This is a genomic window from Pseudomonas sp. MBLB4136 (assembly GCF_051904765.1).
Classification (GTDB): domain Bacteria; phylum Pseudomonadota; class Gammaproteobacteria; order Pseudomonadales; family Pseudomonadaceae; genus Aquipseudomonas.
In genome coordinates, this window is record NZ_CP196713.1 from 1246408 (window position 1) to 1262704 (window position 16297).

Sequence of the window (16297 nt, forward strand, 5' to 3'; positions counted from 1 at the left end):
GAGGCCGCCTGCACGGCGGAAAGCAGGCCAAAACAACAAACAACCGCCTTCGCGCGGTGCAGATCAGCTGTCGCTTAGGAGTGGGCTTCCATGACCGAGAATTTTTGGAAGGATAAGTATCCCGTTGGCATCGCTGCCGAGATCGATCCCGACCAGTACCCGAACATTCAGGCGGTACTGCAACTGTCCTGCCAGCGCTTCGCCGACAAGCCCGCGTTCAGCAACCTCGGCAAGACCCTGACCTACGGCGAGCTGTACCAGCTGTCGGGCGCCTTCGCCGCCTACCTGCAGCAGCATACCGACCTCAAGCCGGGCGATCGCATCGCCGTGCAGCTACCCAACCTGCTGCAGTACCCGGTGGTGGTGTTCGGTGCCATCCGCGCCGGCCTGGTGGTGGTCAACACCAACCCGCTGTACACCGCGCGGGAAATGGAACACCAGTTCAACGACTCCGGCGCCAAGGCCCTGGTCTGCCTGGCTAACATGGCCCACCTGGCCGAGCAGGTAGTGCCCAAGACCGGGGTCAAGACGGTCATCGTCACCGAGGTCGGCGACATGCTGGCGCCGCTCAAGCGCCTGCTGACCAACAGCGTGGTCAAGTACGTGAAGAAGATGGTGCCGGCCTATAGCCTGCCCCACGCCGTCAAGCTCACCGACGCCCTGGCCAAGGGCCGGGGCCAGGCGGTCACGGAAGCCAACCCGGCCAGCGGCGAAGTCGCCGTGCTGCAGTACACCGGCGGCACCACCGGGGTGGCCAAGGGCGCCATGCTGACCCACCGCAACCTGGTGGCCAACATGCTGCAGGTCAAGGCGCTGCTGGGGGCCAACCTCGTCGAGGGCAACGAAGTGGTGATCGGGCCGCTGCCGCTGTACCACATCTATGCCTTCACCTTTCACTGCATGGTGTTGATGCTGACCGGCAACCACAACGTGCTGATCACCAACCCGCGGGACCTGCCGAGCATGGTCAAGGACCTGGCCAAGTACCGGTTCACTGCCTTCGTCGGCCTCAACACCCTGTTCGTCGCCCTGTGCAACAACGAGGCGTTCCGTGCCCTGGACTTCTCCGCCCTGAAGCTCACCGCATCCGGCGGCATGGCCCTGCAGCAGGCTGTCGCCGAGCGCTGGAAGGAGGTCACCGGTTGCTCGATCTGCGAAGGCTACGGCATGACCGAAACCAGCCCGGTGGCTTCGGTCAATCCGGCGGCCAACATCCAGATGGGCACCATCGGCATTCCGGTGCCCTCGACCCAGTGCAAGGTCATCGACGACGCCGGCAACGAACTGCCGCTCGGCTCGGTGGGCGAGTTGTGCGTCCAGGGGCCGCAGGTGATGAAGGGCTACTGGCAGCGCCAGGAGGCCACCGACGAGATCCTCGACGCCGAGGGCTGGCTCAAGACCGGCGATATCGCGCTGATCCAGGACGACGGCTACATGCGCATCGTCGACCGCAAGAAGGACATGATTCTGGTGTCCGGCTTCAACGTCTACCCGAACGAGCTGGAAGACGTGCTGGCGACCCTGCCGGGGGTGCTGCAGTGCGCGGCCATCGGCGTGCCGGATGAGAAGTCCGGCGAGGCGATCAAGCTGTTCGTGGTCGCCAAGCCAGGCGTGACCCTGACCAAGGAACAGGTGATGGAGCACATGCGCAGCAACGTCACCGGCTACAAAATGCCCCGGGCCGTGGAGTTCCGCGAGGTGCTGCCGACCACCAACGTCGGCAAGATCCTGCGTCGCGAACTGCGCGACGAGGAGCTGAAGAAGTTGAAACAGGCCAGCTGATCCGCCGCACCCTGCGCCGAACAACGCCACCTACGGGTGGCGTTTTTTATGCGTCGCTGTTTTCCCTCAGGGCGCCGCGCAGCCAGGCGCAGAAGACGAGGGTCAGCGGGCTGTGTTCGCTGTCGCGGTGAATCAGCCAGGCCCAGTTGGGGCCGCGCACTCGATGTTCGGCCAGGGGTTGCAACAGGCCGCCGGCTTGCGCCTGCGCGGCCAGCAACTGGCTGACCAGGGCTATGCCCAGGCCCTGGCAGGCGGCGTCCAGCAGCAGGCCGGGGTCGGAGAAGTTCAAACCGTGGCCCTGCTGGCCGACATCGATGCCGGCCTCCACCTCCCAGTGACTCCAGTCCATCTCCCGCTCGCCGTGCAGAGTGTTGCGCGCGGCCGTCGGCATTTCCAGCAGTCTGGGGTGGCAGGCCGGGTAGAGGCGATCGCGCAGCAGTACCTGGAAGCTGCACTCGGCCTGGGCGGCGATGTCGTCGCGCACGGCGATATCGATGGTCTGGCTGGCCATGTTCGGCGCCTCGTCGGTGGTGAACAGCCACAGATCGATCTCGGGATGGCGGCGCTGGAAATCGCCCAGGCGCGGCAGCAGCCAGTGGCGGGCGAAGGCCGGCGTGGTGTTGACCACCAGCTGGTTGGGCTTGCGGTACTGCTCCAGACGGCGAATGCCCACGGCCAGTTGTTGCAGCAACGACTGGGTGGTGCTGAGCAGGTCGTAGCCGGCGTCGGTCAGGCTGACGCTGCGGCCGCTGCGATGGAACAGCGGCTGTTCCAGATAACCTTCCAGGCTGCGGATCTGCTGGCTGATGGCCGACTGGGTGAGGTGCAGCTCCTCGGCGGCCCTGTGGAAGCTGCCCAGGCGGGCGGCGGCTTCGAAGCCGCGCAGGGCGTTCAGCGGTGGCCAGTGCTTGAGCATGTTTGATAAGTCCTGCTAATCATTTGTGGGCAAAATCCATCGTTTGTTCTGTGATTTTTAGAGGCCTAGCATGGGTGTCATGGCCGCTTTGGCGGTTTTCAGTGATAACAACTACTTAACTGAAAGGCACTCGTCATGCAACAGAACGACACGCAGCAGAACGCCTGGTACATGCCGGCCGAATGGGTTCGGCACGCCGCTACCTGGATGGTCTGGCCGCATAACCAGGCGCTCTGGGAGAACACCTGGGGGGTGACCCTGGGCCAGGTGCAGGAGGACTTCGCCCGGGTGGCCAACGCCATTGCCCGCTTCGAGCCGGTCAGGCTGGTGGTCGACCCCGGCGCCCTGGCGTCCGCCCGGACGCTGTGCGGGCCGGGTGTCGAACTGGTCGAGCTGGCGGTCAACGACAGCTGGTGCCGCGACAGCGGGCCGAGCTTCGTCTGCCATCCGCAGCTGGGCCTGGCCGGGGTCAGCTGGCGTTTCAATGCCTGGGGCGGCAAGTCGGCCCATGACCTGGACGAGAGCCTGGCCCGGCGCGTGCTCAACGGCCTGGGCCTGGAGTGCTTCGGCACGCCGCTGGCCAACGAGGGCGGCGCCATCCATGTGGACGGCGACGGGACCCTGATCACCACCGAGTCGGTGCTGCTCAATCCCAATCGCAATCCTGGCCTGAGCAAGGCCGAGATGGAGGCCATCTTCGCCCGCCTATTGGGCGTGCAGAAGACCATCTGGCTGCCGGGCGATCCCGACCATGTCACCGGCGACATGACCGACGGCCACGTCGACGGCGTCTGCGCCTTCGCCCGGCCCGGCGCGCTGCTGGTGGATGCCACCCATGACCAGTCCTCGACCTATGCCGAGGTGGTGCGCGAGAATCGCCGCGCCCTGGAGCTGGCCACCGATGCCCGCGGCCGGAAGTTCGAGCTGCTCGAGCTGTTTGATGCCAGCGATGCGCTGGACAGTGCGGCCGAGGTGTTCTGCGCCTCCTACACCAACTTCTACATCGCCAACGGCGCCGTGATAATGCCGGCCTACGGCATCGCCGCCGATCGGGTGGCCGGCGAGACCCTGGCCATGGCCTTCCCGGGGCGTGAAGTGGTGCCGGTGCGGATCGACCACCTGGCCCATGGCGGCGGCGGGGTGCACTGCATCACCCAGCAACAGCCGGCCTGGCCGCTGAAGGGGTGAGGGGCATGAGCAAACTGTGCATCGCCACCACTCAGTTCGCCTGCAGCTGGGAGCTCGGGCGCAATCTCGACCAGGCCGAGCAGCTGGTGCGCCAGGCGGCCGCCCAGGGCGCCCAGGTGATCCTGCTGCAGGAGCTGTTCGCCACGCCCTATTTCTGCATCGAGCAGGACCACAAGCACCTGGCGCTGGCCGAGGAATACGGCAACAGCCGGGTGCTCAAACGCTTCGCCGCCCTGGCCAGGGAACTGGGCGTGGTCTTGCCGCTGTCCTGGTTCGAGAAGGCCGGCAATGCCTATTTCAATTCTCTGAGCGTGGCCGACGCCGATGGTCGCTTGCTCGGTGTCTACCGCAAGACCCACATTCCCAACGCCATCGGCTATCAGGAGAAGGAGTATTTCAGCCCCGGCGATACCGGTTTCCGGGTCTGGGACACCGCCTTCGGTTGCCTCGGGGTGGGCATCTGCTGGGACCAGTGGTTCCCCGAGACCGCCCGTTGTCTGGCCCTGCAGGGCGCCGAGGTGCTGCTGTTCCCCACCGCCATCGGCTCCGAACCGGGCGTCGCTACGTCGGGGGCCGCGACGCCGGGCGTCGGTACGCTGGACTCGCGCGATCACTGGCAGATGTGCATGCGCGGCCATGCCGCCGCCAACATCCTGCCGGTGGTCGCCGCCAACCGCGTCGGCCGCGAGGTGGCGAGCAACGACCCCGAGCTGACGATGAGTTTCTACGGCTCGTCGTTCATCACCGATCACAAGGGCAAGAAGCTGGTCGAGGCCGACCGCGATTCGACCGGCGTACTGGTGCAGACCCTGGATCTGCCGGCCATGCGCGAAGAGCGCCTGACCTGGGGCATCTACCGCGATCGCCGCCCGGAGATGTACGGGCCCCTGCTGGGCCTGGACGGTCGTCAAACCCATGTGCGCTGGACGGCGCGAGGAGTTCACGATGAATGAGCACAGCAAACCACTGGCCGCGTTGGCCCTGGGCCTGGGGCTGCTGACCCAGCCGCTGCTGGCCGAGGAGAAGGTGCTGCACCTGTACAACTGGGCGGACTACTTCGCCGAGGACACCCTGACCAAGTTCACCGCCGAGACGGGTATTCGCGTGGTCTACGACGTGATGGACAGCAGCGAAACGCTGGAGGCCAAGATGATGTCCGGCGGCAGCGGCTACGACCTGATCTTCCCCGGCGACACCGTGGCCGAACGGCTGATGCGCGCCGGCGCCCTGCAGCCGCTGGACAAGGCCAGGCTGACCGAGCTGGACGACATCGAGCCGGGCCTGCGGGCGCTGCACGCGCAGTACCCCAACTCCTGCGATGCCACGGTGCCTTACACCTGGGGCACGGTCGGCCTGACCTACAACGCCGAGATGATCCGTCAGCGGGCGCCGGGCGCGCCGGTGAACAGTCTGGATATGTTGTTCAAGCCGGAGCTGGCGGCCAGGTTCGCCGACTGCGGGATCTCCCTGATCGACTCCCCCGACGAAGTGCTGGCGGTGGCGCTGCACTACCTGGGGCGCGACCCGTGCAGCGCCAAGCCTGAGGACCTGGATGCGGCGCAGGCCCTGCTGATGCGGCTGCGCCCCCATGTGACCAAGCTGCAGTCGCAGCCGGTCACCGACCTGGTCAACGGCAACCTCTGTCTGTCGCTCGGCTACAGCGGCGACATGACCCAGGCCCAACGCACGGCAGACGCCGCCGGCAAGCAGGTGGACTTCCAGTACCGCATCCCCAGCGAGGGCTCCGCGGTGTGGATGGACACCATGGCGATCCCCGTGGACGCCAAGCATCCGGAGTACGCCTACGCCTTCATCAACTTCGTCATGCGCCCAGAGAACATGGCGGCCATCTCCAACTTCACCGGCTACCCCACCTCCAACGCCAAGGCGCGTGCCGCCGTCGATCCGCAGATGCGCGACAACCCGGACATCTACCCGAGCGAGGCGAGTTACGCGCGGCTGTTCCCCGGCAAGGACATCCCGCAGCGCGACATGCGTGCGCGCATGCGCACCTGGACCAACTTCAAGACTGCCTCGGTGCAGTGACCGTTGGGCGGCCGGACTGGCCACCGCTATCTATCGACGAGGCTTTCGTATGCGTTTCTCCCTGACCCTCACCGGCCTGCTGATGCTGGCCAGTTGCGCCCTGCAGGCCGCCGAGCCGGCGGCCACGCTGTTGCACAACGGCAAGATCTACACGGTGAACGAGCAGCAGCCCTGGGCCAGCGCCCTGGCCATCGCCGAGGACGGGCGGATTCTCGCCGTGGGCGATGGCCAGGCGCTGCAGGCCTATGTCGACGCGCAGACCGAGCGGGTCGACCTGCAGGGGCGCCTGGTGCTGCCGGGCTTCCAGGATAGCCACGCCCATGTGCTGGATGCTTCCTCGGAGGCCCAGGGCGACTGCAGCCTCAGTCCCGGGGATGGGCTGGAGCAGTGGCTGGAGCAACTGGAGGTCTGCAATGCCGAGGACGAGGGTGACTGGCTGGTGGGTTGGGGCTTCGCCCTGCATGCCCTGCTGGAGGAGGACGAAGCCCCGCGCGACCTGCTCGACGCCGTGGTGGCGGACCGTCCGGTGATCCTGATGGAGCAGACCTCGCACGCCTACTGGCTCAACTCCATGGGCCTGGAGCTGGCCGGCCTCGATGCCGACACCCCCGATCCGGTCGGCGGCGTGATCGTGCGCGACGAGGACGGCCGGCCCGCCGGCCTGGTGCTGGACAATGCCGGCGACCTGGCGCTGGACCAGGCCCTGCCGCCGTCCAGGGCGCTCGCAGAGGTCTATTACCAGGCGGTGCTGGCCGGCCAGGACGAACTGGCGAAGAACGGCATCACCTCGGTGGCCGATGCCCGGGTGTTCTGGCGCCGGGGCCATCTCGAGGCCTGGCAGAAGGCCGCCGAACGCGACGAACTGAAGGCGCGCACTTCGCTGGGCCTGTGGGCCTACCCGTCGCTGGACGATGAGCAGCAGCTGGCCGAACTCAAGTCCCTGTATCGACCCGGCGACGAGCACAGCCTGCTGCGGGTCAACCAGATCAAGTTCTACGTCGACGGCATCATCCACAACACCACCGCCCGGCTGCAGCAGCCCTACCGCCAGAGCCTGCCGGGGGTCGAGCGCAAGGGGCTGTACTACTTCGGTCCCGAGCGGCTGCGGCGCTATGTCGGCGAGCTGTCCGAGGCAGGCTTCGATATGCATATCCATGCCATCGGCGATCAGGCGGTGGGCGATGCCCTGGACGCCATCGAGGCCGGCGGCGGCCAGGGGCGGCACCGCCTGACCCACGTCGAGCTGGTGGACCAGGCCGACCTGCCGCGTTTCCGGCAGCTGAACGTCACCGCAGATTTCCAGCCGAGTCGTTACTTCGCGCCGTCTTTGCTCAAGGACAACGAGCCGCTGATCGGTCAGCGCGCCTATCGACTGCTGCCGCTGGGCCAGCTGCATGACAGCGGCGCGCGGGTCACCCTGAGTTCCGACTGGGACGTCAACCCGCTGTCGCCCCTGGGCATCATGCACAATGCCCTGAGCCTGGGCGAGCGCAGCCTGCCCAGCCTGGAGGCGGCGGTACGCGCCTACACCCTGGATGCCGCCTACAGCCTGCGCCAGGAGCAGGACACCGGTTCGCTGGAGGCGGGCAAGCAGGCCGACCTGGTGGTGCTGGACCGTGACATCTTCCAGCTGCCGCTCGCGCAACTCGGCAAGACCCGGGTGCTCTGGACCCTGCTCGGTGGCGAGGAGGTCTACCGCGCCCGGGGCTTCTGACGGCCTGAGGTCTTGGCCGGGGCGGTGTCGGCCCGGGCGCATGCGGCGGGGAAATCTGCGACAATCGCCGGCTAATTTTCCCGCTGGGAGTGGGCGCCGTTCGCGCCCACTCCGGCATGACTGCATCACGGCCCCGATGACCGACCAGACTCCCGCCTTCGACCTCCTGCTGAAAAACCTCGATCAGGCGCTGATCGCCGATCGCCATCGCCTGCGCCGCCAATTGCATGAGTTGCGCAAGCAGGCGCAGCCGGACCAGGCCAGGCTGGCGCAGTGGCTCGAACGCTTCCAGGCCTCCGCCGCCAAGGTCGAGGCGCGCCGCCTCAGCGTGCCGAGCATGCGCTACGACGAGGCGCTGCCGATCGCCGCCAAGCGCGAGGAGATCAAGGCCGCCATCGCCGCGCATCAGGTGGTGGTGATCGCCGGCGAGACCGGTTCGGGCAAGACCACCCAGCTGCCGAAGATCTGCCTGGAGCTGGGCCGCGGCACTCACGGGCTGATCGGTCACACCCAGCCGCGGCGCCTGGCGGCGCGCAGCGTGGCGACGCGGGTGGCCGAGGAGATCGGCACCAAGCTGGGCGAGCTGGTCGGCTACCAGGTGCGCTTCGAGGACCAGAGCAACGAGCGCAGCCTGATCAAGCTGATGACCGACGGTATCCTGCTGGCCGAGACCCAGCACGACCGTTTCCTCGACAAGTACGACACCATCATCGTCGACGAGGCCCACGAACGCAGCCTGAACATCGATTTTTTGCTCGGCTACCTGAAGACCCTGCTGGCCCGCCGCCCCGACCTGAAGCTGATCATCACCTCGGCCACCATCGACCTGGAGCGTTTCTCCAAGCACTTCAATGGCGCGCCCATCGTCGAGGTGTCCGGGCGCACCTATCCGGTGGACACCTGGTACCGGCCGCTGACCGCCGAGCAGGACGAGGAGGGCAACCGGGTCGAGGAGGACCTCAGCGTCGACCAGGCGATTCTCGCCAGCCTGGACGAGATCGCCGCGTTCGAGAAGAGCGAGGGCAAGCGCCCCGGCGACGTGCTGGTGTTCCTCCCCGGCGAGCGGGAGATCCGCGATTGCGCCGAGGTGCTGCGCAAGGCCAACCTGCGCCTGACCGAGGTGCTGCCGCTGTATGCCCGGCTGACCCCCGCCGAGCAGCAGAAGATCTTCCAGCCCATGGGCGCACGTAAGATCGTCCTGGCCACCAACGTCGCCGAGACCTCGCTGACCGTGCCCGGCATTCGCTACGTGATCGACAGCGGCACCGCGCGCATCAGCCGCTACAGCTACCGCGCCAAGGTCCAGCGCCTGCCCATCGAGGCGGTGTCCCAGGCCAGCGCCAACCAGCGCAAGGGCCGTTGCGGGCGGGTCGAGCCGGGTATCTGCATCCGCCTGTACAGCGAGGAGGACTTCCTCGCCCGCCCCGAATTCACCGACCCGGAGATCCTCCGTACCAACCTGGCGGCGGTGATCCTGCAGATGCTCCACCTGCGCCTGGGCGAGGTCGATGCCTTCCCCTTTATCGAGCCGCCGGACGGCAAGGCCATCAGCGACGGCTACACCCTGCTGCAGGAACTCTCGGCGGTCAGCCGCGACGGCCAGCTCACCCCCCTGGGCCGCCAGCTTGCACGCCTGCCGGTGGACCCGCGCCTCGGCCGCATGGTGCTCGAAGGCGCCAGGCAGGGCAGCCTGGAAGAAGTGCTGATCATCGCCAGCGCCCTGTCGGTGCAGGACGTGCGCGAGCGGCCGTCCGACCGTCAGCAGGCCGCCGACCAGGCCCATGCGCAGTGGAAGGATGTCGATTCCGACTTCGCCGCCCTGGTCAACCTCTGGCGCGGCTTCGAGGAGCAGCGCCAGGCCCTGGGTTCCAACGCCCTGCGTAGCTGGTGCCGGAAGAACTTCCTCAATTACCTGCGCCTGCGCGAGTGGCGCGATGCGCACCGCCAGCTGGTGCTGATCGTCCGCGACCTGCAACTCGCCGACAGCCGCAAGGTGGATGGCTCCGGTCAACCTAGGGTGGCAGACGCGCGCAGCAAGGGCAGGGTGGACAACGCCGCAGGCCAGTCCAGCAGAGCCGACGACGGCAATCGTGCGCCCGCGCAAGCGGCCAAGGACGAGGCCCAGCAGCGCAGCATCGATTACGCCAAGGTGCACAAGGCCATCCTCTCCGGCCTGCTCAGCCAGATCGGCCAGAAGACCGAGGACGGCGACTACCTCGGCGCGCGCCAGCGGCGTTTCTGGGTCCATCCCTCCTCGGGGCTGGGGCGCAAGCGCCCGCAGTGGATCATGACCGCCGAGCTGGTCGAGACCAGCAAGCTGTTCGCGCGCATGGTGGCCAAGATCGAGCCGGACTGGATCGAGCCGCTGGCCGGCCACCTGATCAAGAAGAACCACCTGGAACCACACTGGGAGAAGAAGCGCGGCCAGGTGGTGGCGTACGAGCAGATCACCCTCTATGGCCTGATCGTGGTCGGCCGCCGTCCGGTGCACTATGGGCCGATCGATCCTGTGGTATCGCGCGAGCTGTTTATCCGCGAGGGCCTGGTCGGCGGCGAGATGCATTCCCGCGCCCGCTGCCTGACGGCCAACCGCCAGCTGCTGGAGAAGCTCGACGAACTGGAGGCCAAGGCCCGCCGGCGCGACATCCTCGCCGACGAGGAGACCCTGTTCGCCTACTACGAGGCGCGTCTGCCGGCGGAGATCTACCAGAGCGCCAGCTTCGACAGCTGGTACAAGCGCGAGAGCGCCCAGGACCCGCAGCTGCTGATCATGCGCGAGGAGGACGTGCTGGCCCGCGACGCCCGCGAGGTCACCGCCGCCCAGTACCCGGACAGCCTGCGCCTGGGCGAGCTGCAACTGCCGCTGTCCTACCACTTCGAGCCCAATCACCCGCGCGACGGGGTGACCCTGCGGGTGCCGGCGCCGCTGCTGCCGCAGCTGCCGGCCGAGCGCCTGCAGTGGCTGGTGCCGGGCCTGCTGGAGGCCAAGTGCATGGCCCTGGTGCGTGGGCTGCCCAAGGCGCTGCGCAAGAACTTCGTGCCGGTGCCGGATTTCGTCGGCGCCGCCCTGGCCAAGATCGGCTTCGCCGTCGGCAGCCTGCCCGAGGCCCTGGGCCGCGAGCTGCTGCGCATGACCGGCGTGCGCGTGCCGGAGGAGGCCTGGGCCGAGTCCGACGCGCAGCTGGCACACCACCTGCGGATGAACCTCGAGGTGGTCGACAGCCAGGGCAAGCCGCTCGGCGAAGGCCGTGACCTGGCCGAGCTGTGTGCGCGCTTCAGCGCCGCCAGCCAGGCCGGGCTGGCCCTGCCGCAGAGCGACAAGAGCCAGAAGACGGTGGAGGCCAAGGCCTTCGCCCAGGTCGCCGAGAAGGCCCAGCAGCAGGTCGCCGGTCTGTCGATGACGGTCTACCCGGCGCTGGTCGAGGAGGGCGGCACGGTCAAGGAAGGCCGCTTCCCGACCCAGGCCGAGGCCGAGTACCAGCATCGCCGTGCCCTGCAGCGCCTGCTGTTGCAGCAACTGGCCGAGCAGGCCAAGTTCCTCCGCGGCAAGCTGCCGGGGCTGACCGAGCTGGGCCTGCTGCACCGCGAGATCGGCCGGATCGAGGCGCTGGTCGAGGACATCCTGCTGGCCAGCCTGGACGCCTGCATCCTCGAGGGCGAAACCAGCCTGCCGCGCGACGGCGCCGCCCTGGCCGCCCTGGCCGAGCGCAAGCGCGGCGACTGGACCGCCCACGCCGAGCGCCTGGCCCGCCTGGCCCTGGAGATCCTCAAGCTGTGGCACGGCCTGCAGAAGCGCTTCAAGGGCAAGATCGACCTGGCCCAGGCCATGGCGCTCAACGACATCAAGCAGCAGCTGGCCAACCTGGTGTATCCCGGCTTCGTGCGCGAGACCCCGGGCGAATGGCTCAAGGAACTGCCGCGTTACCTCAAGGCCATCGAGCAGCGCCTGGACAAGATCGGCGCCCAGGTGCAGCGCGACCGGGTGTGGAGCGGCGAGCTGGCAGGCTACTGGGAGCAGTACCAGGCGCGTTTGGGCAAGCACGCCCAGGAAGGCAAGCGCGACCCGCAGCTGGTGCTGTACCGCTGGATGCTCGAGGAGTACCGGGTGTCGCTGTTCGCCCAGCAGCTGGGCACCAGGATGGCGGTATCGGACAAGCGCCTGAGCAAACAGTGGAGCGCGGTCGAAGCCTGACCGCGCCGGGAGTCCCAGATGTTCGAAATCCAGCCCATGAGCCCCGAGCACTACCGCCGGCAGACTCGCCGCAGCACCCTGGTGATCGCGCTGTTGTTTCTGCTGCTGGCCCTGCTCTGCGCCACGGCCAGCAGCCAGCTGCTGGGCACCCCCGGCGGCGACAACTTCAGGTGGAACCTGATCGGTGTGCTGGCCGGCCTGGCCCTGACCGTCGCCTTCGTGCGCCTGCAGCTGTGGTCGCGGCCGTTTATGGTGGCGGCGGTGTATGGCTGGCACCTGAAGCGCAGCCTGATGCGCGTGACCAACCAGATGCACCAGGTCAAGGCCGGGGTGGCGAGGGGCGACGCGCAGGCCATGAAGCTGTTGCGCTTCTACCACCTGGGCCTGATCCAGATGCACCAGTTGGACGGCAACAGCGGCGAGCTGAGCCAGCTGGTGCGCGAGATCGACAGTCACCGCGAGGCCATGCAGCAGCGCGGCCTGGAGCCGGAGCAAAGCCGACTCGATCCGGCCTGGCTGGAGGCGGTCAAGCGCCATTCTTAAGCGGCGGGCTTCCGCGATTGCATTGAGCTGGCGTGCTCCCGTCGCGCAATTGGGTCAGGCCGCGCCCCGATGCCATCAGTAGCAGCGGAAGGCCGGCAGCCGGTTGTGACAGGCGGCCAGCGACCCTAGATGCCTTACGCGACTGGCCCAAACCGGCCAGTAGCGGCCCTTCGACAAGGGTGCTTCCGCCCCATTGCGGTCGCTCGCAAAGCTGGTGGACAAGAAAGGCGTTGTCCACCTTACATAGCCATCGAGTCCGTGTAGGGTGGAAAACCGCGAAGCGTTTTCCACCAGTGGTCACCCGGGCCAGCTCGCCGAGATGATGCGAATCCGCCGGCAGAGGGGCGAGTATCCGTTCGGAACCCCGATAGAGCTGGAGGGGTGCCACCGATTTACGAAAAGGCCCCGTCCATTGCAGGCGGGGCCAGGTGATGGGCATCGCTGCCTTCAAGCCTGGGCCGGCTCGACCGGGTGGAGGGCCCTCGCGCGGTGCCGCTGTCCAGGTCGCATTATGGCCTGACTATCCAGGCCTGGACCGGCTCGGCAGATGGCGCGTGACTCTCGACCCTGCGATAAGCGGTTATCCCGCCAGTACGGTGCGCTCGTGATACCAGGGCTGCTGCGTGCGTTGCACCAGGCGATCGATCTGCGGCACCAGCAGGTTGGCGGCCAGGACGGCGAAGCACAGGCCGTCGGCGTACAGGCCGAACTCGCGAATCAGTTCGGTCAGCACGCCGATGGTGGCGCCGAACAGGATGCGCCCGCCACGGGTATCGGGGCTGGTGACCGGGTCGGTGGCGATGAAGAAGGCGGTGAACAGGCAGCCGCCGAGGCTGAGGCTGTACAGGCTTTCCTGCAGGCTGTGGCCGGCGGCCAGGGCCAGCAAGGCCGTGCTGCCGAGCATCGCCAGGGGAATCTCGATGCGGATCACCCGCAGGGCCGCCAGGATCAGGCCGCCGGCCACATAGCCGTATCCGGACAGGTTGGGGGTGATCGGGTTGTACTCCCCGAGGGCCAGCTGGGTGGCGCCGACGAAGGCATCCAGGCTCAGGCGCGGCGCCAGTTGCAACTGCTGCAGCAGCACCTCTGTGGCGTTCAGCTCGAGGGTCCAGGGCGCCTGGTTGGTCGGCGCCGGGTAGAGCTGCTGGTAGAAGCAGATGGCGATGATCCCCAGGCCTACCATGGCGGGGTTGAGACGATTGCGGCCCAGGCCGCCGCTGCCGTGCTTGCACAGGGCGAGGGCGGCCAGGCTGGCCACTGCCATCATCCACAGCGGTACCAGCAGCGGCAGCGCCCGCGCCAGGATCAGGCCGAACACCAGCCAGCTCAGGTCGCTCAAGCCCGCGCGCACAGCCTGCCCGCGCAGGTGCAGCAGACCGGCTTCGAAGCCCAGGGCCAGCAGCACGCACCAGAAGGTCTGCAGCCAGACCACGGGGCCGAATTGCCAGGCATAGAGGACGGTGCCCGGTAGCAGGCACAGGCTGACCAGCAGCATCAGGGTGCTGAGTCGACGTGGGGTCGGACTATGGACCAGGCTCATCGGCGCATCTCCCTCTTGCTCTGGCGGAAGCTGTCGCGCAGCGGCAGGTTGCTCGGGCAGGTGCTGCTGCAGCTGCCGCATTCGATGCAGGCGTCCAGCCGCAGCGCCTGCAGGCTGGCTTGGTCCTGGTTCTGGGCGGCGCTGTAGAGGGCCAGCGGCCGTAGCGACATCGGGCAGACGTCCACGCAGCGGTTGCAGCGGATGCAGCTGGCCGCGGGCCCGGCGGCCGGCAGGTAGCGCTCGGCGCCGAAGATCAGGCAGCTGCTGGTCTTGCTGATGACGGCGGCGGGGTCCGGTAGGGGCTGGCCCATCATCGGGCCGCCGACCTGGGTCATCTGGCCCTCGGGGAAGGCCTCGGCCACCGCGCGCAGGGCAATGACCGGATAGCCGATCGGCACCTCGACGTTGCCGGGCTGCGCGCAGCCGCCGGTCAGCGTCAGCACCCGGGAGATCAGCGGCTCGCCGTGGAACACCGCGCGGCCCAGGGCATAGAGGGTCGCGACATTGAGCGCCAGCACGCCGACATCGGCAGGGCGGGCGCCGGGCGCCAGGTTACGGCCGCTCAGGCTCTTGATCATCAGCGGTTGGCCGCCGGCCGGGTAGCGGGTCGGCAGCGGACGGATCTCGACCTGGGTGCGGGCCTGGCGGGCGGCAGCCTGCAAGGCCGCCATCGCCTCGGGTTTGTTGGTTTCGACACCGAAGCGGGTCTGCGCAATGCCCAGCAGGGTGGCCAGGTAGTCGGCGGTCTCGATCAGCGCCGCGGCGCGCTCGCGCATGAGGCGGTCGTCGCAGGTCAGGAAGGGTTCACATTCGGCCCCGTTGATCAGCAGCAGGTCGGGCTGCTCGGCGCCGGCCAGCTTCAGGGCAGTGGGGAAGCCCGCCCCGCCCAGGCCGACGATGCCCATCTGCAGGGCCAGTTCGACCAATGCCTCGGGGCTTTGCGGTGGCGCCGGCACGGGGCGCTCGATCCATTCGTCCAGGCCGTCTGCGCGCAGGGTAACGGCCAGCACCGGCTCGGCCGAGTCGGCCGCGAAGGCGGGCCCGATCTGTTGTACGGTGCCGGAGGTGCTGGCATGCACCCAGGGGGTATTGCCATCGCCCTGGCCTATCACTTCGCCCTTGCGCACACGCTGACCCGGCTGCACGCAGGGCTGGGCGCAGCGGCGACCGCGCTCGAGGGGGATCGCCAGCAACAGGTGCCCGGCCGGCAGCGGGACAATCGGCGTGGCGTTGGAAAGCTGTTTGTAGCCCTTGAGCTTGATCCCGCCGCGCCAGCTATGGGGGGCCGGTGTGGCGATGGCGATCAGGCGCCGCCAGAAGGGCGGCTGTTGGGCCTGGCGCTGGGTGCGGAGGGCAGGCGGGATGCGCTCGACGCTCTGCAACGAATGGCTGGACATTTTCCGTCCTCCAGTTTTTGGACACGGCCCTCCCTGTGCGGCGTGCACACAAGAGAGTCATGCTCCAGGGGCTTTGAGGGAAAAACGAGGCGGGACACTCGATCACTCACTAGGTGAGTCAGAGCGCCAGAAGGGCGATTTGTTCGTTTATTGAACAATTCCGCCGACAGGCGGTAGCGCAGCGGCCGGCCAGGATGAGCAGCAGCACAAGCACGCGAGGCCCCGGGAGCCATGCCTGAATGAGGAGGGGACGGTGTTATCAGCCATGAAGCGACGCCCCTTCGGCCCGGCGCTCGTCACCGGCCTGCCGGGCCCGACGAGAGCCCGGGTCTGCCCGGCCCCGAGCAGCGGTCCTGGGGTAACTGTCCCCGATATTCCCGCCGCGGCGAGCGGTGCGGCTTAGATAGACGTGCTTATTTCGCCGCCACGGCCGCCCCTCGCAGGCCGAGGCCAGGTGGACGGCGCTTGATCGGCTGGGATTTGACGATCGCCGTGCTGGTCTGCGCCTTGTCGGCGATGCGGTCGAGGATGTGGTCGAGCTGGTCGATCGAGCGCAGGTGCAGGCGGGCGATGAAGCAGTCGTCGCCGGTGACCTTGTCGCATTCGCAGAACTCGGCGGTGTCCTCGATCAGCTTCTGCACCGTGTGCAGCATGCCCGGCATGGGCTTGATCCGCACGATGGCCTGCAACTGGTAGCCCAGGGCCCTGGGGTCTATCTCGATGGTGAACCCGCGGATCACCCCGCGCTCCTCCAGCCGGCGCACCCGTTCCGAGGTGGCGGGCGAGGACAGGCCGACCTGGCGGGCCAGTTCCTTGAGCGATACCCGCGAGTCCTGCAGCAGCATTTCGAGGATATTCTGGTCGAGTTCGTCCAGCATTTTCGCTACTCCATAAAAAGTGCAAGTTAACCTTATAAAGTTAGGTTTATCTTGTTTTTAGCCTTTTTCAAGTCATGTGAATTGGCCTGGCTCCATAATAT

The 16297-nt window shown here is 67.5% G+C and carries 11 protein-coding genes; 7 read left to right on the forward strand and 4 right to left on the reverse strand.

All coding sequences use genetic code 11. The features are described 5' to 3' along the window. The first annotated feature begins 90 nt into the window (after window positions 1-90). A complete protein-coding gene (fadD1, locus tag ACSX1D_RS05565) occupies window positions 91-1782 on the forward strand; it encodes a long-chain-fatty-acid--CoA ligase FadD1 (protein ID WP_439861331.1) in 1692 nt (563 codons plus the stop codon). A gap of 46 nt (window positions 1783-1828) precedes the next feature. Here the strand turns inward: fadD1 and ACSX1D_RS05570 are convergent, their stop codons facing one another. Continuing rightward, window positions 1829-2698 carry a LysR family transcriptional regulator gene (locus tag ACSX1D_RS05570; protein WP_439861332.1) on the reverse strand — a complete coding sequence of 290 codons (870 nt, stop codon included), beginning with the start codon at window positions 2696-2698 and terminating at the stop codon, window positions 1829-1831. 135 nt (window positions 2699-2833) lie between these two features. On the opposite strand from ACSX1D_RS05570, the gene ACSX1D_RS05575 reads away from it, so the two are divergent. From ACSX1D_RS05575 to ACSX1D_RS05600, 6 genes are all read left to right on the forward strand, one after another. Continuing rightward, window positions 2834-3886, forward strand: coding sequence for an agmatine deiminase family protein (locus ACSX1D_RS05575; protein WP_439861333.1), 1053 nt, complete (start codon window positions 2834-2836; stop codon window positions 3884-3886). Between the two features lie 5 nt (window positions 3887-3891). Further along, the gene (gene aguB / locus ACSX1D_RS05580; protein ID WP_439861334.1) at window positions 3892-4839 is read left to right on the forward strand and encodes an N-carbamoylputrescine amidase; all 948 of its coding nucleotides are present in this window, start codon (window positions 3892-3894) and stop codon (window positions 4837-4839) included. Continuing rightward, a complete protein-coding gene (locus tag ACSX1D_RS05585; RefSeq protein WP_439861335.1) occupies window positions 4832-5932 on the forward strand; it encodes an extracellular solute-binding protein in 1101 nt (366 codons plus the stop codon). The genes aguB and ACSX1D_RS05585 overlap by 8 nt, the downstream gene beginning before the upstream one ends. A gap of 49 nt (window positions 5933-5981) precedes the next feature. Further along, window positions 5982-7646, forward strand: a complete 1665-nt coding sequence (locus tag ACSX1D_RS05590; RefSeq protein ID WP_439861336.1) for an amidohydrolase — start codon at window positions 5982-5984, stop codon at window positions 7644-7646. A gap of 136 nt (window positions 7647-7782) precedes the next feature. Beyond that, on the forward strand, window positions 7783-11838 hold the full coding sequence (gene hrpA, locus ACSX1D_RS05595) for an ATP-dependent RNA helicase HrpA (RefSeq protein WP_439861337.1): 4056 nt from the start codon (window positions 7783-7785) through the stop codon (window positions 11836-11838). 18 nt (window positions 11839-11856) lie between these two features. Beyond that, the gene (locus ACSX1D_RS05600) at window positions 11857-12381 is read left to right on the forward strand and encodes a DUF3087 family protein (protein ID WP_439861338.1); all 525 of its coding nucleotides are present in this window, start codon (window positions 11857-11859) and stop codon (window positions 12379-12381) included. Between the two features lie 580 nt (window positions 12382-12961). Here the strand turns inward: ACSX1D_RS05600 and ACSX1D_RS05605 are convergent. The 3 genes from ACSX1D_RS05605 to ACSX1D_RS05615 all read right to left on the reverse strand — a co-directional run bounded on the left by ACSX1D_RS05605 (window position 12962) and on the right by ACSX1D_RS05615 (window position 16196). After that, window positions 12962-13921 carry an RnfABCDGE type electron transport complex subunit D gene (locus ACSX1D_RS05605; RefSeq protein ID WP_439861339.1) on the reverse strand — a complete coding sequence of 320 codons (960 nt, stop codon included), beginning with the start codon at window positions 13919-13921 and terminating at the stop codon, window positions 12962-12964. Continuing rightward, window positions 13918-15318 (reverse strand): electron transport complex subunit RsxC, encoded by a 1401-nt coding sequence (rsxC, locus tag ACSX1D_RS05610; protein WP_439861340.1) that lies wholly within the window; start codon window positions 15316-15318, stop codon window positions 13918-13920. The genes ACSX1D_RS05605 and rsxC overlap by 4 nt, the downstream gene beginning before the upstream one ends. Before the next feature lie 413 nt (window positions 15319-15731). Continuing rightward, window positions 15732-16196: an Lrp/AsnC family transcriptional regulator gene (locus ACSX1D_RS05615; RefSeq protein WP_439861341.1), complete on the reverse strand. Its 465-nt coding sequence runs from the start codon at window positions 16194-16196 to the stop codon at window positions 15732-15734. Window positions 16197-16297 lie beyond the last annotated feature (101 nt).